Source organism: Kluyvera sp. Awk 3 (assembly GCF_028069715.1).
In the GTDB taxonomy this organism is placed as follows: Bacteria; Pseudomonadota; Gammaproteobacteria; order Enterobacterales; family Enterobacteriaceae; genus Kluyvera; species Kluyvera georgiana_A.
Window position 1 is genome coordinate 1 of sequence record NZ_JANEWH010000075.1, and the last position, 23828, is coordinate 23828.

Annotated in this window: 20 protein-coding genes; 8 read left to right on the forward strand and 12 right to left on the reverse strand. The window is 54.9% G+C overall.

The window, feature by feature from the left end; translation table 11 throughout:
- Positions 1-496: 496 nt before the first annotated feature.
- On the forward strand, positions 497-2125 hold the full coding sequence (locus NNN71_RS15555) for an SgrR family transcriptional regulator (protein WP_271458858.1): 1629 nt from the start codon (positions 497-499) through the stop codon (positions 2123-2125).
- An 84-nt stretch (positions 2126-2209) separates the two neighbouring features.
- On the opposite strand, the gene hcr is transcribed toward NNN71_RS15555, so the two are convergent.
- The 4 genes from hcr to aqpZ all read right to left on the reverse strand — a co-directional run bounded on the left by hcr (position 2210) and on the right by aqpZ (position 6733).
- A complete protein-coding gene (hcr, locus tag NNN71_RS15560) occupies positions 2210-3178 on the reverse strand; it encodes an NADH oxidoreductase (RefSeq protein ID WP_271458859.1) in 969 nt (322 codons plus the stop codon).
- A gap of 10 nt (positions 3179-3188) precedes the next feature.
- Complete coding sequence (gene hcp, locus NNN71_RS15565; protein WP_065355661.1) at positions 3189-4841, reverse strand: hydroxylamine reductase; 1653 nt, start codon at positions 4839-4841, stop codon at positions 3189-3191.
- Between the two features lie 147 nt (positions 4842-4988).
- Positions 4989-5888 carry a lysine exporter LysO family protein gene (locus NNN71_RS15570; protein WP_167576304.1) on the reverse strand — a complete coding sequence of 300 codons (900 nt, stop codon included), beginning with the start codon at positions 5886-5888 and terminating at the stop codon, positions 4989-4991.
- 152 nt (positions 5889-6040) lie between these two features.
- Complete coding sequence (gene aqpZ, locus NNN71_RS15575) at positions 6041-6733, reverse strand: aquaporin Z (protein WP_064548706.1); 693 nt, start codon at positions 6731-6733, stop codon at positions 6041-6043.
- A gap of 219 nt (positions 6734-6952) precedes the next feature.
- Here aqpZ and NNN71_RS25280 point away from each other — a divergent pair, with 219 nt between their 5' ends.
- Together NNN71_RS25280 and NNN71_RS15580 are read left to right on the forward strand one after the other, a co-directional pair.
- Positions 6953-7117 (forward strand): hypothetical protein, encoded by a 165-nt coding sequence (locus NNN71_RS25280; RefSeq protein WP_411908097.1) that lies wholly within the window; start codon positions 6953-6955, stop codon positions 7115-7117.
- The gene (locus tag NNN71_RS15580) at positions 7107-8765 is read left to right on the forward strand and encodes an ATP-dependent endonuclease (protein ID WP_163447750.1); all 1659 of its coding nucleotides are present in this window, start codon (positions 7107-7109) and stop codon (positions 8763-8765) included. The genes NNN71_RS25280 and NNN71_RS15580 overlap by 11 nt, the downstream gene beginning before the upstream one ends.
- Here the strand turns inward: NNN71_RS15580 and NNN71_RS15585 are convergent.
- Together NNN71_RS15585 and NNN71_RS15590 are read right to left on the reverse strand one after the other, a co-directional pair.
- Positions 8762-9718 carry a VirK/YbjX family protein gene (locus NNN71_RS15585; RefSeq protein ID WP_271458860.1) on the reverse strand — a complete coding sequence of 319 codons (957 nt, stop codon included), beginning with the start codon at positions 9716-9718 and terminating at the stop codon, positions 8762-8764. The two genes, NNN71_RS15580 and NNN71_RS15585, sit on opposite strands and share 4 nt — an antisense overlap.
- A 174-nt stretch (positions 9719-9892) precedes the next feature.
- Entirely contained in the window at positions 9893-10846 is a 954-nt protein-coding gene (locus NNN71_RS15590; RefSeq protein WP_249022098.1) for a VirK/YbjX family protein, read from the reverse strand.
- Between the two features lie 161 nt (positions 10847-11007).
- Here NNN71_RS15590 and macA point away from each other — a divergent pair, with 161 nt between their 5' ends.
- Positions 11008-12123 (forward strand): macrolide transporter subunit MacA, encoded by a 1116-nt coding sequence (gene macA / locus NNN71_RS15595; protein WP_163447747.1) that lies wholly within the window; start codon positions 11008-11010, stop codon positions 12121-12123.
- Positions 12120-14060 carry a macrolide ABC transporter ATP-binding protein/permease MacB gene (gene macB / locus NNN71_RS15600; RefSeq protein WP_271458861.1) on the forward strand — a complete coding sequence of 647 codons (1941 nt, stop codon included), beginning with the start codon at positions 12120-12122 and terminating at the stop codon, positions 14058-14060. The genes macA and macB overlap by 4 nt, the downstream gene beginning before the upstream one ends.
- A gap of 78 nt (positions 14061-14138) precedes the next feature.
- On the opposite strand, the gene cspD is transcribed toward macB, so the two are convergent.
- Positions 14139-14360: a cold shock-like protein CspD gene (cspD, locus tag NNN71_RS15605; RefSeq protein WP_163447745.1), complete on the reverse strand. Its 222-nt coding sequence runs from the start codon at positions 14358-14360 to the stop codon at positions 14139-14141.
- A 395-nt stretch (positions 14361-14755) separates the two neighbouring features.
- On the opposite strand from cspD, the gene clpS reads away from it, so the two are divergent.
- The 3 genes from clpS (at position 14756) to NNN71_RS15620 (ending at position 17786) form a co-directional block, all read left to right on the forward strand.
- Entirely contained in the window at positions 14756-15076 is a 321-nt protein-coding gene (clpS, locus tag NNN71_RS15610) for an ATP-dependent Clp protease adapter ClpS (RefSeq protein ID WP_064548721.1), read from the forward strand.
- Between the two features lie 30 nt (positions 15077-15106).
- On the forward strand, positions 15107-17383 hold the full coding sequence (clpA, locus tag NNN71_RS15615; RefSeq protein WP_163447744.1) for an ATP-dependent Clp protease ATP-binding subunit ClpA: 2277 nt from the start codon (positions 15107-15109) through the stop codon (positions 17381-17383).
- A gap of 172 nt (positions 17384-17555) precedes the next feature.
- Entirely contained in the window at positions 17556-17786 is a 231-nt protein-coding gene (locus NNN71_RS15620) for a DUF2554 family protein (protein ID WP_163447743.1), read from the forward strand.
- A gap of 104 nt (positions 17787-17890) precedes the next feature.
- Here NNN71_RS15620 and infA read toward each other — a convergent pair whose 3' ends face one another.
- The 5 genes from infA to trxB all read right to left on the reverse strand — a co-directional run bounded on the left by infA (position 17891) and on the right by trxB (position 23717).
- Positions 17891-18109, reverse strand: coding sequence for a translation initiation factor IF-1 (gene infA / locus NNN71_RS15625; RefSeq protein ID WP_001040187.1), 219 nt, complete (start codon positions 18107-18109; stop codon positions 17891-17893).
- A 284-nt stretch (positions 18110-18393) separates the two neighbouring features.
- Positions 18394-19098, reverse strand: coding sequence for a leucyl/phenylalanyl-tRNA--protein transferase (gene aat, locus NNN71_RS15630; RefSeq protein ID WP_163447742.1), 705 nt, complete (start codon positions 19096-19098; stop codon positions 18394-18396).
- Positions 19099-19139: 41 nt separating this feature from the next.
- The gene (gene cydC, locus NNN71_RS15635; RefSeq protein WP_271458862.1) at positions 19140-20861 is read right to left on the reverse strand and encodes a heme ABC transporter ATP-binding protein/permease CydC; all 1722 of its coding nucleotides are present in this window, start codon (positions 20859-20861) and stop codon (positions 19140-19142) included.
- Entirely contained in the window at positions 20862-22628 is a 1767-nt protein-coding gene (gene cydD, locus NNN71_RS15640) for a heme ABC transporter permease/ATP-binding protein CydD (protein WP_271458863.1), read from the reverse strand.
- 123 nt (positions 22629-22751) lie between these two features.
- Positions 22752-23717 (reverse strand): thioredoxin-disulfide reductase, encoded by a 966-nt coding sequence (trxB, locus tag NNN71_RS15645; protein ID WP_163447739.1) that lies wholly within the window; start codon positions 23715-23717, stop codon positions 22752-22754.
- Positions 23718-23828 lie beyond the last annotated feature (111 nt).

The following is a 23828-nucleotide window of genomic DNA, read 5'->3' on the forward strand; positions in this document are numbered from 1 at the left end:
GCTTTTAAAATTCAAGTGCAGGTTTAATTATTGCAATTTAGGTCTTTGTTGATATATTGCAGTGAGGTAATAAAAACCTTAAATCACGATAAATTGTACCCCATTTTTGATGGTTTAAGTTTTATTTTTTGGCCCGTGGGAATCGGATTGGGGATATATTACGATTTTATTCTGTTTTTAACAACTGTCAGGTAATTCATGTAACCAATTGAAATGATTAATGAAAATTTATCTGGCATTTTGTTCTTGGTGTTATGTGTTAAATCAGACACTGATATCCGGTTTTTATTCTGTTTTTTATTTATTTGTTGGTGTTAAATTTTGCAACGTTGAGATTTTTTGTGTTTTTTGTTTGCTTTGGTTTTGATTTGTCAACGGCTTATTTGTAATATAGATGACCAGCCTGCAACTATAATAAGTTAAATGCGATTTATTGTATGGTATTAGAATCGCGCTAGTTTTAAAGAGACTTCCCGGTAAAAAGTGGTGGTGAGAAATGATCCAGCAGTCTAACAATATAGCACCAGACGCGAGATTACTCCGGCTGGCACGACAATATAAAAGACTGTTGAACCGCTATCAAAACCAGCGGCGTGAAGTACAGTTACAGGATGTTGCTGATACCCTCGCTTGCTCGCCGCGTTATGCTCGTACGCTATTAAAAGAGATGCAACAAATTGGCTGGATTAGCTGGGCTTCCCTGCCTGGGCGGGGGAAGCAAAGTCTTATACAGTGCCGACATGACATCCAGCACCTTCAGGAAGGTATTGATGCTCCTGTTAACTCCTCAGTGACCCCCCTACCGATGATACCCGCGTCTGGCGGGTATCATTTCATCTTTCCTTACTATCGTCCGATTTCCGCGATCGTTCCTAAATTATCGGCACAGCATCTCACCCGGCATTTAATCAGGATGGTTCATGTGGGATTGGCGAGGTATCTTGACGGTAATACGCAGCCAGAATTGGCTCTTGCCCACCATGTAGAGGTTTCTACCGATAGAACGTGCTGGCGCTTTTATCTTCGACAGGGGCTGGTCTGGCATAATAACGATCCGTTCAGTGTTGCTGATTGCGCGCGCACATTGCGCGCTTTTGCAGGAACAGAAGCGTTACCTTATGTTCAGAATATTACCGCTGACCAGCAATGTATTGAGTTCCATCTGACGCAACCTGATGAGATGTTACTGCATCGTTTGGCGAATCCGGTTGTTGCAATACCGCATCCGGTTTTTCCCACTGTTGGCATCGGCCCGTTTTTGATCGCTAAACATACTGATGACGGTATCTCACTTGTCCGCTTTCCCGGCTGGTACGGTGAAATGCCGCTAGCGCGTGCGATTACGCTTGAAACGCGTTTGCGGAAAGTAAAGGACTGGGGCGTGGTTCAACTTGAGACCGAGCGCTCTACGGAGCGGCAGGAGAGGACAGAAACCTTGACCTGTAGCGATACGTTTTCCTTCCTGGCATTTAACAATAGCAGCGCGAGTATTCTCTCTCGTCAGCAGCGCATCACGCTGACAGAAATCGCGAAAACTCTGGCGAGCAGCATGATGAAGAAGCAGTCTGATCTGCTGCCCGTTGAGAGTTGGCTGACGATGTCTGGAAAGAAAATGGACATGTCCGAGCTCCCTCCGCTGCTTTCCATGGCCTATTTCAGTACGCCGGATACGGAAATTTTCGTCAAAATGTTTGCCCGATATTTGCTGCGTGTCGGATGTCGGTTAACGGCACGGGCCATTCATAATACCCACTGGCCGGCAAGCGGGGCGGTCTGGGAAAGCATGGATATTGCCCTGGGCTACTTAAGTTCTGTCCAGCAAGCAGCATTTACCTTTGAGGAACGCTGGCGCAGAAGCAGCATGGTAAAGGTGTTCTGGCCAAAAGAGAGTCAAAAACGCGTGATAAGGTTACTGGACAGGTCGGTACACCGAGAACCGGAACGTCATAAACGGCTCCTTATTGCGCTTCAGCGCCATGCTATTCGCCATCATTTGATCGTTCCTCTTTATCAAAAGCAGTACACGTTGCGGTATCCAAAATCAGTGAAGGGGATTCATTGCCATCCGCAGTGTTGGCCAGATTTTGCGAGGATATGGATTGATGATAAAAACAATACGTGGTGACAATCGGCAGGTGTTTATCTTTATGCATGCCCATTAAAAAAGGCCACCCGTTATGCAGGGTAGCCTTTTGCCCTAATGGGTGAATTACGCCAGTACCAGGTCGCCCTGCGGATGGCAGGAACACGCCAGCACGTACCCGTCGGCAATTTCCGCATCGCTTAACGTCATAGTGCTGGTGACCGTATAGTCACCGGAAACCACCTTGGTTTTGCAGCAGCCGCATACGCCTGCACGGCAGGCCGCCACTACTGGCACCTTGTTGCTTTCCAGCGCGTCCAGCAAGGTGGTACCAACCGGAGAGTAGAACTCTTTCGCTGGCTGCAGTTTGGTGAACTTCAGGCCGCTGGTGGCCGCGTCGGCAACCGGGGTGAAGAACTTCTCTTTAAAGAAGCGGGTCACGCCCAGCGCTTTCACTTCTTTTTCGACAAGCTCCATATACGGTGCCGGGCCACAGGTCATCACGGTGCGAGACGCCAGATCCGGTACGCTTTTCAGCAATTCGGTACTCAGACGACCGGAGACAAAACCGTGGGTGGCGTTGTTTTCCGCCACCAGGGTGACCGGATACTGACGCCATTCGTCGGCGAAGATCACATCTTCCGGCGAACGGACGTTAAAGATCACCAGCACATCGGCCTGCGGACGGTACTTCGCCAACCAGCGACGCATAGACATGATTGGCGTCACGCCACAGCCAGCCGCCAGCATCAGGAATTTGTCATTCGCTTTGTCTTCGCAGATGAAATCGCCCATGGCATCGGACAGCCAGATATAATCGCCGCGTTTCACGTCACGAGTCAGCCACTGTGAACCTGCGCCATCGTCAATGCGGCGAACGGTCAGCGTGATGTACTCGCTGACTCCCGGCGTAGACGAAATGGTGTAAGCACGCAGCGTCTCCGCTGAGTTGCGCACGCTGACCAGTGCGTACTGCCCGGCGCGGTATGGATAATAGTCGTGGCACAGCAACGAAATGGTCCATACATCCGGCGTTTCCTGATGGATGTGGTGAACCTGCATCCGCCATGGGCACTGACTTGTTGGCATTGTCATGCTTAACTCCTTACGCGCTCAACAGCTGCTTCATATCTTCTTCAACGGTGGTCACGGAACGCAGACCAAATTTCTCGTTGAGCACAGCCAGCAGGTCCGGCGTGAAGAAGCCTGGCGCCGTCGGACCAGTGACGATGTTTTTCACGCCGAGCGACAGCAGGGTCAGCAGAATCACGATCGCTTTCTGTTCGAACCAGGAGAGCACCAGCGACAGCGGCAGATCGTTCACGCCGCAGCCCAGTTTCTCTGCCAGAGTGACCGCCAGGATGATGGCAGAGTAAGCATCGTTACACTGACCGGCATCCACCAGACGCGGCAGGCCTTCGATATCGCCGAACTCCAGTTTGTTGAAACGATATTTACCGCAGGCCAGAGTCAGGATCAGGCAGTCGTCCGGCACGCTGGTGGCGAAATCGGTGAAGTAGTTACGTTCGCCGCGCGCGCCGTCGCAGCCGCCCACCAGGAAGATGTGACGCAGTTTTTCACGGCTCACCAGGTCAATCAGGGTATCAGCCGCGCCCAGCAGGGTCTGACGACCGAAACCTACGGTGATCAGGTGCGGAATTTCGCTGTACGGGAAGCCCGCCATCTGCTGGGCCTGCGCGATAACCGGACCGAAGTTGTCGCCTTCGAGGTGGCTCACACCCGGCCAGCCGACGATGCTACGGGTCCAGATACGGTCGTCGTACGCGCCCACGGTTGGGTCGATGATGCAGTTAGAGGTCATCACGATTGGGCCAGGGAAGCGAGCGAATTCCACCTGCTGGTTCTGCCAGCCGCTGCCGTAGTTACCGATCAGGTGTTTGAACTTACGCAGTTCCGGGTAGCCGTGCGCTGGCAGCATTTCACCGTGGGTATAGACGTTAACGCCGGTGCCTTCGGTTTGTTCCAGCAGGTTGTAGAGATCTTTCAGGTCGTGACCGGAGATCAGGATGCACTTACCTTCAGTGGCTTTCACGTTGACCTGAGTCGGGGTCGGGTGGCCGTATTTGGTGGTTTCACCAGCGTCCAGAATACTCATCACTTTGAAGTTCATCTGGCCGATTTCCATAGAGCACTCCAGCAGAGCGTTCATATCGGTAGGCCAGGTGCCCAGCCACGCCATGATTTTGTGGTACTGCGCGTAGATGTCGTTGTCGTACTGGCCAAGGACATGCGCGTGTTCCATGTATGCCGCCGCGCCTTTCAGACCGTACAGGCACAGCAGGCGCAGGCCGAGAATGTTCTCACCGATGGCGGCTTTGTCTTTGTTCGGGGTAAATTCCGCCGCCTGTTTTTGCAGATCGCCCAGATCGTCACTGACCAGTTGAAGGTCAGCCATCGGGTTATCGACGGTGGCGTTAGCGTCTTTGGTCAGGCACTGCGCCTTCAGCGCTTCACGCAGGGCAATCGCTTCACGGGCGTAGCCCACGATACGCGGAGAGTCGAAGTTAACGTTGGTCAGAGTGGAGAAGAACGCGCGCGGGGCGAAGTTATCAACGTCGTGGTTGATGATGCCGTATTCACGCGCCTTCACCGCCCATGCGGACAGACCTTGCAAAGACGCAATCAGCAGATCCTGCAGATCGGACGTTTCAGCCGTCTTACCACACATACCCTGAGCGTAAGAGCAGCCGTTCCCTGCCGGAGTACGGATGGTTTGTTCACATTGCACACAAAACATGGGTCACACCTTTTTAAAGTTATATTTAATATACATGTTTAAGGGTAAGCCTGAGACTCAGCCTTGAAAAGGCATTTTTAGTGCAACTTAAAGGGAGGTTGATTTAGCGCAATTTTGGCGGCAGCGAAGGCTACCGCCATGGAGGTATCAGGCGGTGAAGAAGGCCATCATCAGCGGTACGAGCAGGCTAAGAATAAAGCCGTGGACGATAGCGGGAGGGACCATTTCCACGCCTCCAGAACGCTGGAGTACCGGTAGGGTGAAGTCCATTGAGGTGGCGCCGCACAGGCCAAGCGCGGTGGAGCGGCTGCGGCGTACCAGGCCGGGAATGAGCATAATGGCCAGTAGTTCGCGCGCCAGGTCATTAAAGAAGGTGGCGCTACCGATTACCGGGCCGTAGGCGTCGGTCAGCAGAATACCGGACAGCGAGTACCAGCCAAATCCGGAGGCCATCGCCAGACCGGTTTTAATGGGCAAACCAAGCAGAAACGCATTGATGACGCCGGCAACCATCGAACTGGCTACCACGACTAACGCAATCACCATGCCGCGGCGGTTGAGAATAATTTGTCGCAAGGTCATGCCGCTGTTTCTCAGCTGAATACCGACCAGGAACAGCAAGAAAATGAGCGTATATTCGCTGGCATCGGTGGCGTGCTGTAAAAAGGAAAGCCCGCTGAGTCCGAGAACAAAACCGGCAATAACCACAAAGCACAGCTTTAATGATTCCAGCGCCATCGCGAGGCGTGAGGGTAATTTTTCCTGATGATGAGGATGTCCCCATGGCAACACTTTTTCCAGCCACAGCAGTGCCGCAATATTGCAAAGTAAAATAACCACAATGCTAATAGCAGAATAGTGGAAGATAGATAATAGATTCGCTGCCAGATTATCCAGAAATGCCAGGCTGATCCCCATAAAGAAGAGAATCAGATAAACAATCCAACTGAGCAGGCGATTGATCAGCTGCAGCGCACCGCGGTGGGTAAGGGGAATCAGATAGCCGATAACCAACGGCACCAGAATGATGAGCAGTCCCGATAACATAACGAACACGCTTCCTTGTAGTATTTAAATCGCGCACAGACACTACCGAAAACCGCATACCGAGTAAAGCTGCGAAAAAAGAAAGACCCGGCTTTACCGGGTCTTTCTTTGCCGGGTTGGCGCATTCACGCCATGCCCGGTTTACAGAAGGCTTATTTCTTTTCCAGCAGGGTGCGATAAATCACGCCGCCCAGGATACCGCCGATGATCGGCATCACCCAGAACAGCCACAGCTGGTCAAGCGCCCAGCCGCCCTGGAAAATAGCGACCGCGGTACTACGCGCCGGGTTAACGGAGGTGTTAGTTACCGGAATGCTGATGAGGTGAATCAGAGTCAGAGCGAGGCCGATGGCGATCGGTGCGAAGCCTGCCGGGGCATTTTTGTCGGTTGCGCCGTGGATCACCAGCAGGAAGCCGCAGGTCAGTACGATTTCAATCACGATAGCGGAAAGCATTGAGTAGCCGCCCGGTGAATGTTCGCCGTAACCGTTGGAGGCGAAGCCGCTGGCTGCCGCGTCAAAGCCCGCTTTACCGCTGGCGATTAAATACAATACGGCAGCGGCGATAATCCCGCCGACAACCTGTGCGACAATATAGCCAATCACTTCTTTGGCCGGGAAACGACCGCCAGCCCACAGGCCCAGGGTCACTGCCGGGTTAAAATGGCCGCCAGAGATATGGCCAACGGCAAATGCCATGGTGAGAACGGTTAAACCGAACGCCAGCGCAACGCCCGCAAAGCCAATCCCTAATTCCGGGAATGCTGCAGCCAGAACGGCGCTACCGCAACCACCAAATACCAGCCAGAAGGTGCCAAAGCACTCTGCAGCCAATTTTCTAAACATAACCACCTCGAATTAAAAATTATTATCGTCATAAAGGGTGACGACTGAATATATCCCTACCAAAATGGGTGGCAGGCATAGTCCTCATTATTTTAAAAACGAACGTCATCCCTCACCAGTTAAATAAATAGCCGAACTTTGATACAAAACAATGTGGTGTTATTCCTTGAGCGATTTATTCTTTGAAGTAGAGTGTAGTGCATTATTTTCGGAATAATCGTGGAAGGTGATAGAGAACGCACTTTATTACTTTCAGCGGTTAATAAAGCATCACTCCGTACGCAAGCGGCGTGCCAGTCTGGTGTCAAGTGCGACGCATGCCGCTATACTGCCGATAACGAAGGGATGGCAGCTATCGTGTTACGGAGGGGTTATGCTTCTTGAGCGCACCGAAATTGCAGGGTTTCGCGGCATTAATCGATTATCGTTGATGCTGGAGGAGAATAACGTCTTAATCGGCGAAAACGCGTGGGGTAAATCGAGTCTGCTGGACGCGCTGACGCTGCTGCTTTCGCCGCACGATGAGCTGTATCACTTTGTCTATAACGATTTCTGGTTTCCACCCGGCGATGTGCAGGGACGTGAGCACCATCTGCACATCATACTGACTTTTCGCGAAAACGAACCCGGCCGCTACCGGGGCCGACGCTACCGTGGGCTCTCCGACTGCTGGACGCTGTGCGACGACGGTTTTCGACGTATTTTCTACCGCCTGGAGGGTGAACTGGCCGCCGACGGTAGCGTGCTGACGCTCCGTAGCTTTATCGACAGCGATGGTCAGGCGTTGGACATTGACGATATTGACGGCCAGGCGCGCGAGTTGATTCGCCTGATGCCCGTACTACGCCTGCGTGATGCCCGTTTTATGCGCCGCATCCGCAGCGGCACCGTGCCGGATGTGCCTGACGTTGAAATCACCGCGCGCCAGCTCGATTACCTTTCCCGCGAGCTGGTGACGAGCCCGCAGAATCTCAGCGATGGCCAGATACGCCAGGGGCTGGCGGCGATGGGACAACTGCTGGAGCACTACTTCTCTGAGCAGGGCTCTGGCCCGGCGATTCAACGCTTGATGCGCCGTCGCTCGCACGACGAGCAGCGCAGTTGGCGCTATCTGGATTTGATTAACCGTATGATCGACAAGCCCGGCGCGCGCAATCACCGGGTGATCCTGCTGGGCATGTTCGCGACGCTGCTGCAGGCGAAGGGGACGGTCAAACTCGATAGAGACGCGCGTCCGTTGCTGCTCGTGGAGGATCCGGAAACGCGGCTGCATCCGATTATGCTGTCGGTGGCCTGGAATCTGCTGAACTTGCTGCCATTACAGCGCGTGGCGACCACCAACTCCGGTGAGCTGTTGTCGCTCACGCCGATGCAGAACGTTTGCCGTCTGGTCCGTGAGTCCTCCCGCGTATCGGCATGGCGGCTGGGGCCGGAGGGAATGAACGCCGAAGACAGTCGCCGCATTTCGTTCCACATTCGTTTTAATCGTGCCTCATCGCTGTTTGCGCGCTGCTGGCTGCTGGTGGAAGGTGAAACCGAAACCTGGGTGATTAACGAGCTGGCGCGCCAGTGCGGGCACCATTTCGACGCTGAAGGGGTCAAAGTGATTGAGTTTGCCCAGTCCGGACTCAAACCGTTGATTAAATTCGCTCGTCGAATGGGGATAGAGTGGCACGTGTTGGTCGATGGGGATGAGGCAGGAAAAAAATATGCGGCCACGGTGCGCAGCCTGCTCAACAACGATCGTGAAGCCGAACATCATCACCTGACGACGTTGCCCGCGCCGGATATGGAACACTTTATGTACCGGCAGGGGTTTTCCAGCGTTTATCACCGCGTGGCGCAATTGCCGGAAAACATCCCGATGAATATGCGCCGGGTGATCACCAAGGCGATTCACCGTTCATCGAAACCCGATCTGGCGATTGAAGTGGCGATGGAAGCCGGGCGGCGCGGTATTGAAGCCGTTCCGCCCTTGCTGAAGAAAATGTTTTCCCGCGTCGTCTGGCTGGCGCGCGGGAAAGCGGATTAACGCTGGACCATTTCGGTAATTTGCTGCTGGAGCTCGTCCAGCAGCGCATAGCGACGGCGGTACTCCGCGCGCTTCTTGCTGGCAATCTCTTCCATCGTTTTACGCGCCAACGTCAGCGGTAAAACGTAATCACCTTCCTCGTCGGCCTGTGCCCCCAACGACGTCCAGAAACTGTTGTAGTCGGCATGCAGCTTGCCGCGTTTTTTATGGCGGTAGCGCAGGCTGCGATAAATGTGCGTTTCGTTGCTGACGGCACGCACGTGAGCAACTGACAGCAGTGACCCCAGGGTTAACAGCGCATCCACCACCAGACGTTTCGGGAATAAGCCGTGGCAGGCTTTGGTGGCGGCTTGAATCAGCTGGTGCGGCACGTCCGCTTTCGCCCCTTGCAGGCCGCCGACAAAGAACGTGTCAACCCCGTTGTACTGGCACAGCGTAAACGTCAGTTCCGCCAGCACGGTGTCGTTCTCGTCCTGGAAAACAATCGTCGCTTCGCCTTCTTTATCCAGCATTGCATCCGCGCACAGACGAATGCTGTATTGCTGTCCGTCTTTACCACTAAGCGTGGTCAGCAGCGCGCCGCGTGGGGAAAGATAATGATTGGCGACGTTTTCCGGCAGTCTGGCCAGCAGCTGCTGGTAGTGCCAGCACAGCGCATCAATGGTTTGCTGGTGGCTCAGGTGCGTACACAGCCACGGCCGATGCAGTCGGCACGGCAGGCCGGGCTGTACGTTCAGAATTTGCATCAGCTGCGGTTGTTTCGCCAGACTGCCAAGCAGTTTACCGGTCATTCGCGGTGTGCTCAGCGAGCGCAGCAGGAATTTACGCCGGTACGCTGGGTTTTTCCACGCACGGCCGGGCGCAAGCGTGCCGGTCGACAGTAGTCGAAAAAGGTGCCAGCTGGATTCAGGTTGTGGATGCGCGGACGCGGAAAAATCGACAAGGCTCGACATAGGAAAAATCTCGTTAAGGAGGTTTTGCCTATTTAATCAACGGAACCTTCAACGTAATTTCAACAAATGCAAAGAATGTGAAGATTACATTTTGTTTATGAATGGTTTAAGTTTGGTGATGTTCATTTTTGGCTGTTTTCTACGCGCTGATGGCTTAGCGCGCAGAAATTTACATTAAGGCTGATGGAACAAGCCCGACATTTGGCTTTGAATTGCATCCATCAGTTCATAGCGACGGCGATATTCCGCACGTTTTTTACTTGCGATTTCAGCAATATCCTTGCGGGCGATGGCGACCGGAATATGGTAGTAGCCCTCGTTGTCGCGTTCGCCGCCCACCGCTTCCCAAAACGTGTCGTAATCGGAAAGAATCTTTTTATTCTTATCCTGGTAGCGTTCGCCGCGGAAAATGTGCACATCGTTACTGACGGCCAGGATCTGATCCACGTGCAGGCGTTCAGCAAAGCGGCATACAGCTTCCATGACCAGGCGTTTCGGGAACAGACCGTGGCAGGATTTGGTGGCATTCTGGATGGCTTCATGCGGCAAATCGCGTTTGCCGCCCTGGAGGCCGCCAATAAACAGCGTGCGCTGGTTCTGGTAGTCAAGCAGGGTGAAGGTCATCTCCGCCAGCACATCGCCGTCGGCGTTGCGCATCAGAATAGTGCTATCGCCTTCTTTATCCAGATTAATCTGCATGGTCAGCTCAAGAGTAAAGGTGTCACCATTTTTCCCTTCAATCTGCGCCAGCGTTAAGGCCTGTGTATTCAGGTAGGTGGTTAACTCTTCGGAGGACATCGCCTCTGACAGCAGCGTATAGTGATAACGCAGCGCGTCCAGCACCTGGTGACGGCTAAAATTTACCGCCAGATACGGGCGATGCAGACGCACCGGCAGGCGCGGCTGGCGCGTAAGCAGCGTATCCAGATGGGACCATTGGGACAGTTCGTTCATCCATTCGCGGCTCAGACGTGGCATCAGTAAAGAGCGCAGCATAAACTTCCGACGAAAGCTACGCTTGTTCCAGAATTCACCGGGGCGCCATTGCCCGCTAAACAGGCTAAAAAAGAGGCCGAGGGCGGAAGGGTGGCGGGAAGACTCGAATGAATTTTCGCTGAGCTGTGACATGGTTTACTATCCAGAATTACATATGAATGGCGATTTTAACATCACCATGATGAATCAATTAGCGGGGCAGGGGTATTTGCTCAGACTTTTCTTGGTTTGTTTAGCTTGCATTGAAGTTTGATTTCACATTGTGTCGATATTTTCGGGGATTTCAGGATTTTATGATCATCAAGGGAAAACTAAAAAAACGCTACTGGCTGATGCTTGCCGTGCTTATCGTGGCGCTCATTGCCGTCTGGAAAATGCTCAACGCACCGTTGCCCAATTACCAGACGCTCATTGTGCGCAAAGGCTCGCTTGAGCAGAGCGTGCTGGCCACCGGTAAGCTTGACGCGCTGCGCAAAGTTGACGTCGGCGCGCAGGTGAGCGGGCAGTTGAAAACCCTGTCAGTGAACATCGGCGATAAGGTGGTAAAAGATCAGCTTTTAGGGGTGATTGACCCTGAACAGGCGCAGAATCAGATTAAAGAAGTGGAAGCGACGCTGATGGAGCTTCGCGCGCAGCGCAAACAGGCAGAAGCGGAATGGAAGCTGGCGAGCGTCACCTTCTCACGCCAGCAACAGCTGGCGAAAACTCAGGTCGTTTCGCGCCAGGATCTGGATACCGCCGCCACCGATATGGCGGTAAAACAGGCGCAAATAGGTACCATTGATGCGCAGATTAAACGCAATCAGGCCTCACTCGATACAGCCAAAACCAACCTTGACTACACCCGTATTGTGGCGCCGATGCGTGGCGAAGTGACGCAAATTACCACGCTACAAGGGCAGACGGTGATAGCCGCTCAGCAGGCGCCCAACATTCTGACGCTGGCGGATCTCAGCACCATGCTGGTGAAAGCTCAGGTTTCCGAAGCCGATGTCATTCATCTCAAACCGGGACAGAAAGCCTGGTTTACCGTACTTGGCGACCCGCTGACGCGCTACGAAGGCACCCTGAAGGATATTCTGCCGACGCCGGAAAAAGTCAACGACGCCATCTTCTACTATGCCCGTTTTGAAGTGCCGAACCCTAACGGTGTACTGCGTCTGGAGATGACCGCGCAGGTGCATATCCAGCTCGGTGGCGTCAACGATGTGTTGACCATTCCGCTGTCGGCGCTAGGCGATAGCGTAGGGGATAACCGTTACAACGTGCGTCTACTGCGCAACGGTGAAGTCAAGACGCGTGAAGTGGTCATCGGTGCGCGCAATGACACTGACGTAGAGATTGCCAAAGGGCTTGAAGCGGGCGATGAGGTGATCATTGGAGAAGGTAAAGCCGGAGCGGAAAAATGACCGCACTGCTTGAGCTAACCCAGATTCGCCGCAGCTACCCGTCGGGAGACGGCAGCGTTGAGGTCCTCAAGGGTATCTCACTGCAAATTAACGCCGGCGAGATGGTGGCGATCGTCGGGGCTTCTGGTTCGGGGAAATCGACGCTGATGAATATTCTCGGCTGCCTCGATAAGCCGACCAGCGGCACCTACCGCGTGGCGGGAACCGATGTGGCGACGCTGGACGGCGATGCGCTGGCCGCGCTGCGCCGCGAGCACTTTGGCTTTATTTTTCAACGTTATCACCTGTTGTCGCACCTGACGGCGGCGCAGAATGTGGAAGTGCCGGCGGTGTACGCGGGCGTGGAGCGCAAGGCGCGGCTGGCGCGGGCAAAGGAGCTGTTGCAACGTCTGGGGCTGGCGGATCGCGTCGATTATGCGCCTTCTCAGCTCTCCGGCGGTCAGCAGCAGCGGGTGAGTATTGCCCGCGCGCTGATGAACGGCGGCCAGGTGATCCTTGCCGATGAACCCACCGGCGCGCTCGACAGTCGCTCTGGTGAAGAGGTGATGGCGATTCTCCATCAGCTTAAAGAGCAAGGGCACACGATTATTATCGTCACCCACGACCCGCAGGTGGCCGCGCAAGCAGAGCGCGTGATTGAGATTCGCGACGGTGAAATTGTCCATAACCCTCCGGCGCGACAGACGACGGTCGCCCCACGTCAGCCGGTGATACAGGCGGCTTCCGGCTGGGGGCAGTTCAGCAATAGTTTCCGTGAAGCGCTGTCGATGGCCTGGCTGGCCATGGTGGCGAATAAAATGCGCACGTTGCTGACCATGCTCGGCATTATTATCGGTATCGCCTCGGTGGTATCGATTGTGGTGGTGGGCGATGCGGCCAAACAGATGGTGCTGGCGGATATCCGTTCCATAGGCACCAATACTATCGATGTCTATCCGGGGAAAGATTTCGGCGATGACGATCCGCAGTATCAGCAGTCGCTGAAGTATGACGATCTGCTGGCGATCGAAAAGCAGTCGTGGGTCAGCTCGGTGACGCCGTCGGTATCAAAGAATCTACGCATCCGCGCTGGGAATATCGACGTTGCGGCCAGCGTGCAGGGCATTGGTCAGCACTACTTCAACGTTTATGGCATGACCTTCAGCGAGGGCAATACCTTTAATGGTGTCCAGGCCGCAGAACGCGCGCAGGTGGTGGTGCTCGATAGCAATACGCGTCGGCAGCTGTTCCCCAATAAGGCCAGCGTGGTGGGGGAAGTGATACTGGTGGGTAATACGCCGGCGACGGTGATTGGCGTAGCGGATGAGAAACAGTCGATGTTTGGCAGCAGCAAGATTCTGCGCGTCTGGTTACCGTATTCAACGATGTCCGGGCGGGTGATGGGGCAGGCGTGGCTGAACTCCATCACCGTGAGGGTGAAAGAGGGCTACGACAGCAGTCTCGCCGAACAGCAGTTGACCCGACTGCTCAGTCTGCGTCACGGCAAGAAAGATTTCTTCGTCTGGAATATGGACAGCATCTTGAAAACGGCAGAACGCACCACACATACATTACAGCTGTTCTTAACGCTGGTGGCGGTGATCTCGCTGGTGGTTGGCGGTATTGGCGTGATGAATATCATGCTGGTGTCGGTGACGGAACGGACGCGGGAAATCGGCATTCGTATGGCGGTCGGCGCGCGGGCCAGTAACGTCCTGCAGCAGTTTTTGATTGAGGCGATTCTGGTGTGCCTGGTGGGTGGCGCACTGGGTGTCACGCTGTCGTTGATGATTGCGCTGCTGCTCCAACTGGTGCTGCCGGGCTGGGAGATTGGTTTTTCGCCGCTGGCGCTGTTGACGGCGTTTATCTGCTCAACCCTCACCGGTGTGCTCTTTGGCTGGCTACCGGCGAGGAACGCGGCGCGGCTCGACCCGGTCGATGCGCTGGCGCGGGAATAACGGCGAAAAATAAATGAAAAAATGCCAGTCAGAAGGACTGGCATTTTGACGGCGGGATGTACACAATGGGGCAGTAAACTAGGCGGCTGTTTCTGCTTCCACGGGGATAATCAGGCTAGCATGATTACCTTTCGGCCCCTCGTGGACATCAAACTGGACGGCTTGTCCGGCTTTTAACGTTCTGTACCCATCCATCTGGATGGTGGAGTAATGGGCGAAGATGTCCTCGCCACCGCCTTCCGGGCAAATGAAACCGAACCCTTTGGCATTGTTGAACCACTTAACAGTACCCATTTCCATACTTCGACATCCTTCGTAACTCTATTATACGTTTATAAGTAGATGGAATGAACCGGTGGTGGAGTCAGGAGTTGTTCAAAACCTCACCAACTCTCGCCAGTACAATTTAGATATTTCGCACAGTGCGTCAAGCGTTTGCGGAGGGCTAAAGGGGTAAAATGCATCAAAATTTGAAGCAGTTAACGCTATTGACGGGAATGTGACAGAGTTCGCGAATGGCAGCTATAGGTGATAGTTATCTATGATCTACAGTAAATTGAGAGCCTGTATGTGCAAGAACGAAAGGTAACGTGCTGGCCGGGGAAATGTGTCATTAATCCTGTCAATAATACGGAGCCATACGTGTACGCAGCCTCGTCAGCAGCAATTGATGACACCGACGATGATGACTGACAATGAGTAAGACCAGAGACTGGCTGGACTTCGACCAGCTTGCGGCAGATAAACTTCAGGATGGGCTTAAACCCCCGTCAATGTATAAAGTGATATTGGTCAATGATGATTACACTCCGATGGAGTTTGTTATTGACGTGTTACAAAAATTCTTTTCTTATGATGTAGAACGCGCAACACAGTTGATGCTAACGGTTCACTATCAGGGTAAAGCAATTTGTGGTGTTTTTACGGCAGAAGTCGCCGAAACCAAAGTTGCGATGGTGAATCAGTACGCGAGGGAGAACGAGCATCCGCTACTGTGTACGCTGGAACAAGCCTGATACAGGCATGAAAATTGGGGGGAGGTGCCTATGCTCAATCAAGAACTGGAACTCAGTTTAAACATGGCTTTCGCCAGAGCGCGCGAGCACCGTCACGAGTTTATGACTGTCGAGCATCTGTTGCTGGCTCTGCTTAGCAATCCATCGGCCCGTGAAGCGCTGGAAGCGTGCTCGGTTGATTTGGTGGCGCTGCGTCAGGAACTCGAAGCCTTCATCGAACAAACCACGCCGGTTCTGCCGGTCAGTGAAGAAGAGCGTGAAACGCAACCGACGCTCAGCTTCCAGCGTGTTCTGCAACGCGCGGTCTTCCACGTCCAGTCTTCCGGGCGTAGCGAAGTGACCGGCGCTAACGTCCTGGTGGCGATTTTCAGCGAGCAGGAGTCGCAGGCCGCCTATCTGCTGCGCAAACATGAAGTCAGCCGTCTCGACGTGGTGAACTTTATCTCTCACGGCACGCGTAAAGACGAGCCAAGCCAGCCTTCCGATTCCGGAAATCAGCAACCTAATGAAGAGCAAGCAGGCGGGGAGGAACGTATGGAAAACTTCACCACCAACCTTAATCAGCTTGCTCGTGTTGGGGGCATTGACCCGCTGATCGGTCGCGACAAAGAGCTTGAGCGCGCCATTCAGGTGCTGTGCCGCCGTCGTAAAAACAACCCGCTGCTGGTGGGGGAATCCGGCGTCGGGAAAACGGCGATTGCCGAAGGTCTGGCATGGCGCATTGTGCGCGGTGACGTGCCGGAAATCATGGCCGACTGCACTATCTACTCACTGGATATTGGCTCGCTGCTGGCGGGCACCAAATACCGCGGTGATTTCGAAAAACGCTTTAAAGCGCTGCTCAAGCAGTTAGAGCAGGATACCAACAGCATTCTGTTCATCGACGAAATCCACACCATTATCGGTGCGGGTGCCGCGTCGGGGGGCCAGGTGGACGCGGCAAACCTGATTAAACCGCTGCTCTCCAGCGGCAAGATTCGGGTGATGGGCTCGACCACCTACCAGGAATTCAGCAATATCTTTGAGAAGGACAGGGCGCTGGCGCGTCGTTTCCAGAAAATTGATATTACCGAACCGTCGGTAGAAGAGACCGTGCAGATTCTGAACGGCCTGAAACCGAAATACGAAGCACACCATGACGTACGCTACACCGCCAAAGCGGTGCGCGCGGCGGTGGAACTGGCGGTGAAATACATCAACGATCGTCATCTGCCGGATAAAGCGATTGATGTCATTGATGAGGCTGGCGCCCGCGCTCGCCTGATGCCGGTGAGCAAGCGTAAGAAAACGATTAACGTGGCGGACATTGAATCCGTGGTCGCGCGCATTGCGCGTATCCCGGAGAAAAGCGTCTCCCAGAGCGATCGCGATACGCTGAAAACGCTCGGCAATCGCCTGAAAATGCTGGTATTTGGTCAGGATAACGCCATCGATGCGCTGACGGAAGCGATTAAGATGAGCCGTGCGGGTCTCGGCCACGAGCATCGCCCGGTGGGCTCCTTCCTGTTTGCTGGCCCGACAGGGGTAGGTAAAACGGAAGTGACCGTCCAGCTGGCGAAGGCGATGGGCATTGAGCTGCTGCGGTTCGATATGTCTGAATATATGGAACGCCACACGGTGAGCCGCCTGATCGGCGCGCCTCCGGGATACGTTGGTTTTGATCAGGGCGGCCTGCTGACCGATGCGGTGATTAAGCATCCGCACGCGGTGCTGCTGCTGGACGAAATCGAAAAAGCGCACCCGGACGTCTTCAACCTGCTGTTGCAGGTGATGGACAACGGCACGCTGACGGATAACAACGGTCGTAAAGCCGATTTCCGTAACGTGGTGCTGGTGATGACCACCAACGCCGGCGTACGTGAAACCGAGCGTAAATCGATTGGTCTTATCCAGCAGGACAACAGCACCGACGCGATGGAAGAGATCAAAAAGATCTTTACGCCAGAGTTCCGTAACCGTCTGGACAACATTATCTGGTTCGATCATCTGTCTACCGACGTGATCCATCAGGTGGTGGATAAGTTCATCGTCGAGCTGCAGGTTCAGCTGGATCAGAAAGGCGTCTCGCTGGAAGTGAGCCAGGAAGCCCGCAACTGGCTGGCCGACAAAGGCTACGACCGGGCGATGGGCGCGCGTCCAATGGCGCGTGTGATTCAGGATAACCTGAAGAAACCGCTGGCTAACGAACTGCTGTTTGGTTCGCTGGTGGACGGCGGTCAGGTGACCGTGGCGCTCGATAAAGAGAAAAATGCGCTGACCTACGGCTTCCACAGTGCCCAGAAGCACAAACCGGAAGCGGCGCATTAACGGCGAGCACTCGCATTAAAACGAAAACCGAGCTGATAGTGGCTCGGTTTTTTTTTGTCTCTCGTTTCTCGGGCGACGTTGACAGATCATTTTCGCAAATTTGAACTGTTGAATAATAACCCGACGTAAGCCGCGGCATGCTAACGACAGGATTTAGCCGAACGGTGGGATGATGTTGACAAAAGTGTTATCGGTGATGTTGCTGACGTGTGCCTTATTTTCTGGCCAACTGATGGCGGGGCATAAAGGCCACCAATTTTTGTGGGTTAAGAACGTCGGTCACCAGCTACGCCATGAGGCTGATAGCGATGAACTGCGTGTGGTGGCGGAAGAGTCGGCGGAAGGGTTGCGGGATAGCCATAACTGGCGAAAGGCGCATAAACCCGACACTTATGTTTTATGATACGGATGAAAGAAAGCCAAAAAAATGCCCCGCATAAGCAGGGCATCACATTCGGCAAATAGCGCTCGGCGAACTTCGCGCCAGACGCTCATTATCTGCGGTGATTAGCGACTACGGAAGACAATGCGGCCTTTGCTCAGGTCGTACGGGGTCAGCTCAACAGTCACTTTGTCGCCCGTCAGGATGCGGATATAGTTTTTGCGCATTTTACCGGAGATATGTGCAGTAACCACGTGTCCGTTTTCCAGTTCTACGCGGAACATGGTATTAGGTAACGTTTCAAGAACGGTACCCTGCATTTCAATATTGTCTTCTTTGGCCATCTAATCCTCTGGGGTATCACTACCGTAATTTGAACCGGCAAGATAATGCCGAAGTTCATCATGTAAGTAAAGAATTGTCCGTCTTAATCGGCGAAAGTCGTTTTTGCGCATTACCCTTTCACCACACCAAAACAGCGTGTGATGGGCGCGAACCAGACCGGAAATAGCAGGATAAACGTGGGCGTTATCTGACTCGAATGATTCCCAAACGGCGGCGGGGCAAAAGGCAGAAGCGACTCTCGTCGGCAATTATATCATCCTGATGGAAATTGTGCTGAAAACATTTACGCTTCAGGTGAAAAGAGCTGCCCCGGAACCCAGAATTTGTCCTCCAGCGGCTGCATGCGTAGCGTATTGAGATATTCAAGGTAGTCGCGGCGAGGTATCTCTATCGCGCCCAGAGACGCGGTATGGCTGTTTAACACCTGGCAGTCAATCAGTTTGCCGCCCGCACGGCTAAACGCCTCACAGAAGACGTACAGCGCGGTTTTAGAGGCATTCTCCGCGCGGCTGAACATAGACTCGCCGCAAAACAGCTCGCCCATCGCGACGCCGTACATGCCGCCAACCAGCGTTTCTCCCTGCCAGACCTCGATAGAATGCGCGTGACCCAGCTCATGCAGGCGATGGTAGGCCTGGCTGATGCTGGTGGTGATCCAGGTGCCTTCGTGGCGATCCTGCGCGCAGCCCTCGATGACCTGACTAAAGGCATAATTGAGCGTGACGCGATAGGGCGACTGGCGATGAAAGCGTTTCATACTGCGGCTGAGATGGAACTGCTCGGGCCACAGCACGGCGCGAGGATCCGGCGACCACCAGAGGATCGGGTCGCCGGGCGAAAACCACGGGAAGATCCCGCGTTGATAGGCCATTAGCAGACGCGCGGGGCCAAGATCGCCGCCGAGCGCCAGCAGCCCGTTGGGTTCACGTAATGCGCCCTCCGGGGAGGGAAAAGCAATCGAATGACGAGAAAGCTGCACAAGGCGCATGTCGCGAAAACCCCACGAAACTAAGTTAACTCAATCATAGTCTACAGACGCTGTTTGAACTGGTAGTAACGGCCTTGTTTTGCCAGCAGTTCTGTATGATTACCTTGCTCAATAATTTGCCCGTTGTCCATGACAATTATCCGATTAAAGCGCGCCAGGCCACGCAGGCGGTGGGTAACCATCAGCAGCGTTTTTTCGCGCATGACTTCAGCCAGCAGTTCAAGAATCTGGCTTTCGGTGGTGGCGTCCAGTCCTTCGGTCGGTTCGTCCAGCAGCATCAGCGGCCCATCGTGCAATAGCGCACGGGCAATGCCCAGACGGCGCAGTTCGCCGCCAGAAAGCTGGCGGCCGCCTTCGCCAAGCCAGCTGTTGAGACCGGCATCTTCCAGCAATTTCTCCAGCCCCGTGCGACGCAGTACGTCACTAAGCATATCGTCGGTGGCATCTGGCCGGGCCAGCAGCAGGTTGTCGCGCAGCGTGGCGCTGAACAGATGCACGCGCTGAGGCACCAGACTCATGGTCTGACGCAGTGTCTGCTCATCGAACTGATTAAGCGCGATATCGTTGAGCAAAATGCTGCCCTGCTGCGGATCCCATGCGCGGGTTAGCAGTTGCAGGAGCGTTGATTTGCCGCAGCCGGTGCGCCCGAGGATAGCGATATGCTCCCCGGCAGCCACGTGCAGCGAGAGATTTTCCAGCGCGGGTTGCGTCTGCTCTGGATAGGTAAAGGCGACCTCCTTCAGCGTGAGCGCTACCTGCTGTGGACGAACGCTGGCCTGCTGCGGGAAAGTGACTTCCGGCTGTTGCTCGATAATCTGGCTCACGCGCAGCGCTGACGCAATCACCTGTCCCAAATGCTGGAACGCGCCGGTCACCGGGGCCAGAGCTTCAAAGGCCGCCAGCGCGCAGAAAACAAACAGTGCAATCAATGCGCCCGGCTGGGCGATATCGCCCACGCCGCCGGCGGCAAGCCACAACATCGCGACCACGGCTGCGGCGCCAATCAGCAGCATCAGCGCCTGAGACAGCGCGGTCAGTTCAGACTGGCGGCGCTGCGCGTCGTGCCAGTTAAGCTCCGTCTGTTCCATCTGTTTACGATAGCGATCGCTGGCGTTGAAAATGGTCAGCTCCGCCTGTCCTTGCAGCCAGCCGGTGAGCTGCTGACGATACTGACCGCGCAGCGTAGTGAGCTGCTCGCCGGTGGGTTTACCCGCGCGATAAAACAGCGGTGGCAGTATCAGCAGCGTGGCGAGCATAATTCCGCCGAGCGTCAGGGCCAGATTGACGTCCAACAGGCTTAATCCGGCGGTAACGACCAGGATAACCACCAGCGCGCCAACCAGCGGAGAAATCACGCGCAGATAGAGATGATCCAGCGTATCGACATCGGCCACCATGCGGTTGAGCAGCTCGCCCTGACGAAAACGCGCCAGCCCGGCAGGTGAGAGCGGCAGCAGTTTGCTGAAGGTGAAGACGCGCAGATGCTGCAAGACGCGGAAAGTGGCGTCATGGCTGACCAGACGTTCAAAGTAACGCCCGGCGGTACGGATAATCGCCGCGCCGCGCACGCCCGCCGCAGGCAGCATGTAGTTAAAACTGTAAGCGCCGGCAAACCCGACCACCGCCGAAGCGGAGAGGAACCAGCCGGAAAGCGTCAGCAAGCCAATGCTGGCGAGCAGCGTCACAATCGCCAGAACCACGCCGAGGCTTAATAGCCATTTATGGCGTTTATAGAGCGCCAGATAAGGCAACAGTGCGCGCATTTAGATCTCCTCCTGACGATTGGCCAGCAGGCTGGCGAAAACGCCGTTGGCTGCAACCAGCTGCGAATACGAGCCTTGCTCGATAATCTGGCCGTTTTCCATAACCCAGATAGCGTCCCACTCGGTAATACCTTCCAACTGGTGGGTGACCATCAGGGTCGTTTGTTGCGTTGAGGCTTCACCCAGCGCCTGCATGACGCGCTGTTCGCTATGAGCATCAAGGCTGGCGGCAGGTTCATCAAGCAGCAGCAGACGGCAAGGAGCGAGGAGAGCGCGGGCGACGGCGACGCGCTGCGCCTGGCCGACGGAGAGGCGCGCGGACTGCTCGCCAGCCGCGGTATCAATGCCGTCAGGAAGCTGCGGCAGAAACTCATTGACCCACGCTTTTTCCAGTGCCTGATGCAGTTGTTCTTCGCTGGCCTCCGGGTTGCCCAGCAGCACGTTCTCGCGCAGCGTGGCGGCCGGCAGCTGTGGATTTTGACCGACCCAGCTCATCAATCGATGCCAGCTTTCCGGTTGCAGGTGACGGAGTTCGATACCGTTGACCTTCAGCGAACCGCTGTAGGGGAGGAAACCGGCCAGTGCGTTCAACAGCGAGCTTTTACCGGAACCACTTTGCCCCACCAGCACCACTCGCTGCCTGGCATTGAGCGTGAAGTTGAGCGGGCCGACGAGCATTTTGCCTTCCGGCGAAGTGATGAACAGATCTTTCGCGCAAAGCGACACCGGCTCGCTGGTCTCCAGTATCTGCTCACCCTGTTCAGGGTGCGCCAGCGGCGCTTCAAGGAAGGTTTTCAGGCTGTCGGCAGCGCCTACCGCCTGGGCTTTGGCGTGGTAAAAGGTCCCCAAATCTCGTAGCGGCTGGAAGAATTCAGGGGCCAGAATCAGCGCCAGGAAGCCGGAGGAGAGCGTGACCGCCGCGCCGTAGCTGCCAAAATTCAGCTCACCGAGGTATGAGAAACCGAAATAGACCGCCACCAGTGCAATTGAAAGGGAGGTGAAAAACTCCAGTACGCCGGAGGAGAGGAACGCCAGGCGCAGAACTTCCATGGTGCGCTGGCGAAAATCCTGCGAGGCTTCGCGGATATTGTCGGTCTCGGCTTTTCCACGGCCAAAAATACGTAAGGTATCCATGCCGCGCAGACGGTCCAGGAAGTGGCCGCTCAAGCGCGCCAGGGCCAGGAAGTTGCGGCGGTTGGCGTCGGCGGCGCCCATGCCGACCAGCGCCATAAACAGCGGGATCAGCGGAGCGGTGGCCAGCAGTATCAACGCGGCGACCCAGTTGGACGGGAAAATGGCGACGACGATCAGCAGCGGCACGCAGGCAGCCAGCGCCATCTGTGGCAGGTAGCGGGCGTAGTAGTCGTGCATATCGTCAATTTGCTCAAGAATCAGCGTCGCCCAACTGCCGGCCGGCTTGCCCTGAATCCACGCCGGGCCAGCCTGTTGCAGACGGTCCAGCACCTGACGGCGAATCTCAAAGCGAATCTGTTGCCCGGCATGAAAACCGACCCGCTCGCGCAGCCACACCACCCAGGCGCGGAGGACGAAAACCAGCACCAGCTGAATAAACGGCATCAGCAGCGCCTCGCGCGGAATGTTCTCCATAATCATATGGTGAAGGATGCGGGCCAGCAGCCACGCCTGAGCAATAATCAGTATCCCACTGGCGAAGCCGAGCAGGCGGGAGAGCATCAACCAGCGGCGAGACAGGACGCTTTGCTGTTTGAGCCAGCGGGTGAGTTCTTGTTGGCGACTTTTATTCATTGGGCGCTTAGCAGGTGGCTTATGGATAATGGTTTCAGTTATGGGCGCGGCAATGTTACATCGCAGAAAAAATAAAGGCGACTTATCGTCGCCTTTTTTACTTTTGTTACTGACTTGTAAAGATTATTTGCAGGCGTCGGCCAGACCGTCGAGGTAGCGTTCCGCGTCCAGCGCCGCCATACAGCCGGTGCCCGCAGAGGTGATTGCCTGACGGTAAATGTGGTCCATTACGTCGCCCGCAGCGAACACGCCCGGGATGCTGGTCTGGGTGGCGTTGCCGTGGATACCGGACTGCACTTTGATGTAGCCGTTTTCCAGCGCCAGCTGGCCTTCGAAAATCGCCGTGTTTGGGCTGTGACCGATAGCCACGAACAGACCTGCGACGTCCAGCGATTCAATATCATCGCTCTCGGTTGAACGCAGACGCAAACCGCTCACGCCCATCTGATCGCCGGTCACTTCTTCCAGCGTACGGTTGGTGTGGAGCACGATATTGCCGCTTTCCACTTTATCCATCAGACGCTTGATGAGGATTTTCTCCGCGCGGAAAGAATCACGACGGTGAATCAGGTGCACTTCTGATGCAATGTTGGACAAGTACAGCGCTTCTTCTACTGCGGTGTTGCCGCCGCCGATGACCGCCACTTTCTGATTACGATAGAAGAACCCGTCGCAGGTCGCGCAGGCGGAAACGCCGCGGCCTTTAAACGCTTCTTCCGACGGCAGACCCAGATAACGGGCAGACGCGCCGGTAGCGATGATTAACGCATCGCAGGTGTATTCGCCGCTGTCGCCGGTAAGACGGAACGGACGGTTTTGCAGATCCACGCTGTGAATGTGGTCAAAAATAATTTCGGTTTCAAATTTGGTCGCATGCTCGTGCATACGTTCCATCAGCAGCGGACCGGTCAGATCGTTCGGATCGCCAGGCCAGTTTTCCACCTCGGTGGTGGTGGTCAGTTGACCGCCTTTTTCCAGCCCGGTAATCAAAACCGGTTGCAGGTTTGCGCGTGCAGCATAGACCGCAGCGGTGTATCCCGCAGGTCCAGAACCAAGGATTAGCAGCTTACTGTGTTTGGCCGTGCCCATGAGATCCCCATAATTGTTGGCAGACATTGTTCGGGATTGTAGGGAATTTGTAGACGTAAAAAAAGAGCACAGCGATTTTGTTAACGATATGTGTAATAGAGTGAGCCGATT

Bases quoted from the DNA above. Each gene is read 5' to 3' on its own strand.
- clpS (WP_064548721.1), top strand. From the start codon at position 14,756: ATGAGTAAGACCAGAGACTGGCTGGACTTCGACCAGCTTGCGGCAGAT.
- hcp (WP_065355661.1), bottom strand. From the start codon at position 4,841: ATGTTTTGTGTGCAATGTGAACAAACCATCCGTACTCCGGCAGGGAAC.
- NNN71_RS15580 (WP_163447750.1), top strand. From the start codon at position 7,107: ATGCTTCTTGAGCGCACCGAAATTGCAGGGTTTCGCGGCATTAATCGA.
- NNN71_RS15590 (WP_249022098.1), bottom strand. From the start codon at position 10,846: ATGTCACAGCTCAGCGAAAATTCATTCGAGTCTTCCCGCCACCCTTCC.
- macB (WP_271458861.1), top strand. From the start codon at position 12,120: ATGACCGCACTGCTTGAGCTAACCCAGATTCGCCGCAGCTACCCGTCG.
- infA (WP_001040187.1), bottom strand. From the start codon at position 18,109: ATGGCCAAAGAAGACAATATTGAAATGCAGGGTACCGTTCTTGAAACG.
- NNN71_RS15555 (WP_271458858.1), top strand. From the start codon at position 497: ATGATCCAGCAGTCTAACAATATAGCACCAGACGCGAGATTACTCCGG.
- macA (WP_163447747.1), top strand. From the start codon at position 11,008: ATGATCATCAAGGGAAAACTAAAAAAACGCTACTGGCTGATGCTTGCC.
- aat (WP_163447742.1), bottom strand. From the start codon at position 19,098: ATGCGCCTTGTGCAGCTTTCTCGTCATTCGATTGCTTTTCCCTCCCCG.
- clpA (WP_163447744.1), top strand. From the start codon at position 15,107: ATGCTCAATCAAGAACTGGAACTCAGTTTAAACATGGCTTTCGCCAGA.
- trxB (WP_163447739.1), bottom strand. From the start codon at position 23,717: ATGGGCACGGCCAAACACAGTAAGCTGCTAATCCTTGGTTCTGGACCT.
- cydC (WP_271458862.1), bottom strand. From the start codon at position 20,861: ATGCGCGCACTGTTGCCTTATCTGGCGCTCTATAAACGCCATAAATGG.
- NNN71_RS15620 (WP_163447743.1), top strand. From the start codon at position 17,556: ATGTTGACAAAAGTGTTATCGGTGATGTTGCTGACGTGTGCCTTATTT.
- NNN71_RS15585 (WP_271458860.1), bottom strand. From the start codon at position 9,718: ATGTCGAGCCTTGTCGATTTTTCCGCGTCCGCGCATCCACAACCTGAA.
- NNN71_RS15570 (WP_167576304.1), bottom strand. From the start codon at position 5,888: ATGTTATCGGGACTGCTCATCATTCTGGTGCCGTTGGTTATCGGCTAT.
- cydD (WP_271458863.1), bottom strand. From the start codon at position 22,628: ATGAATAAAAGTCGCCAACAAGAACTCACCCGCTGGCTCAAACAGCAA.
- hcr (WP_271458859.1), bottom strand. From the start codon at position 3,178: ATGACAATGCCAACAAGTCAGTGCCCATGGCGGATGCAGGTTCACCAC.
- aqpZ (WP_064548706.1), bottom strand. From the start codon at position 6,733: ATGTTTAGAAAATTGGCTGCAGAGTGCTTTGGCACCTTCTGGCTGGTA.
- cspD (WP_163447745.1), bottom strand. From the start codon at position 14,360: ATGGAAATGGGTACTGTTAAGTGGTTCAACAATGCCAAAGGGTTCGGT.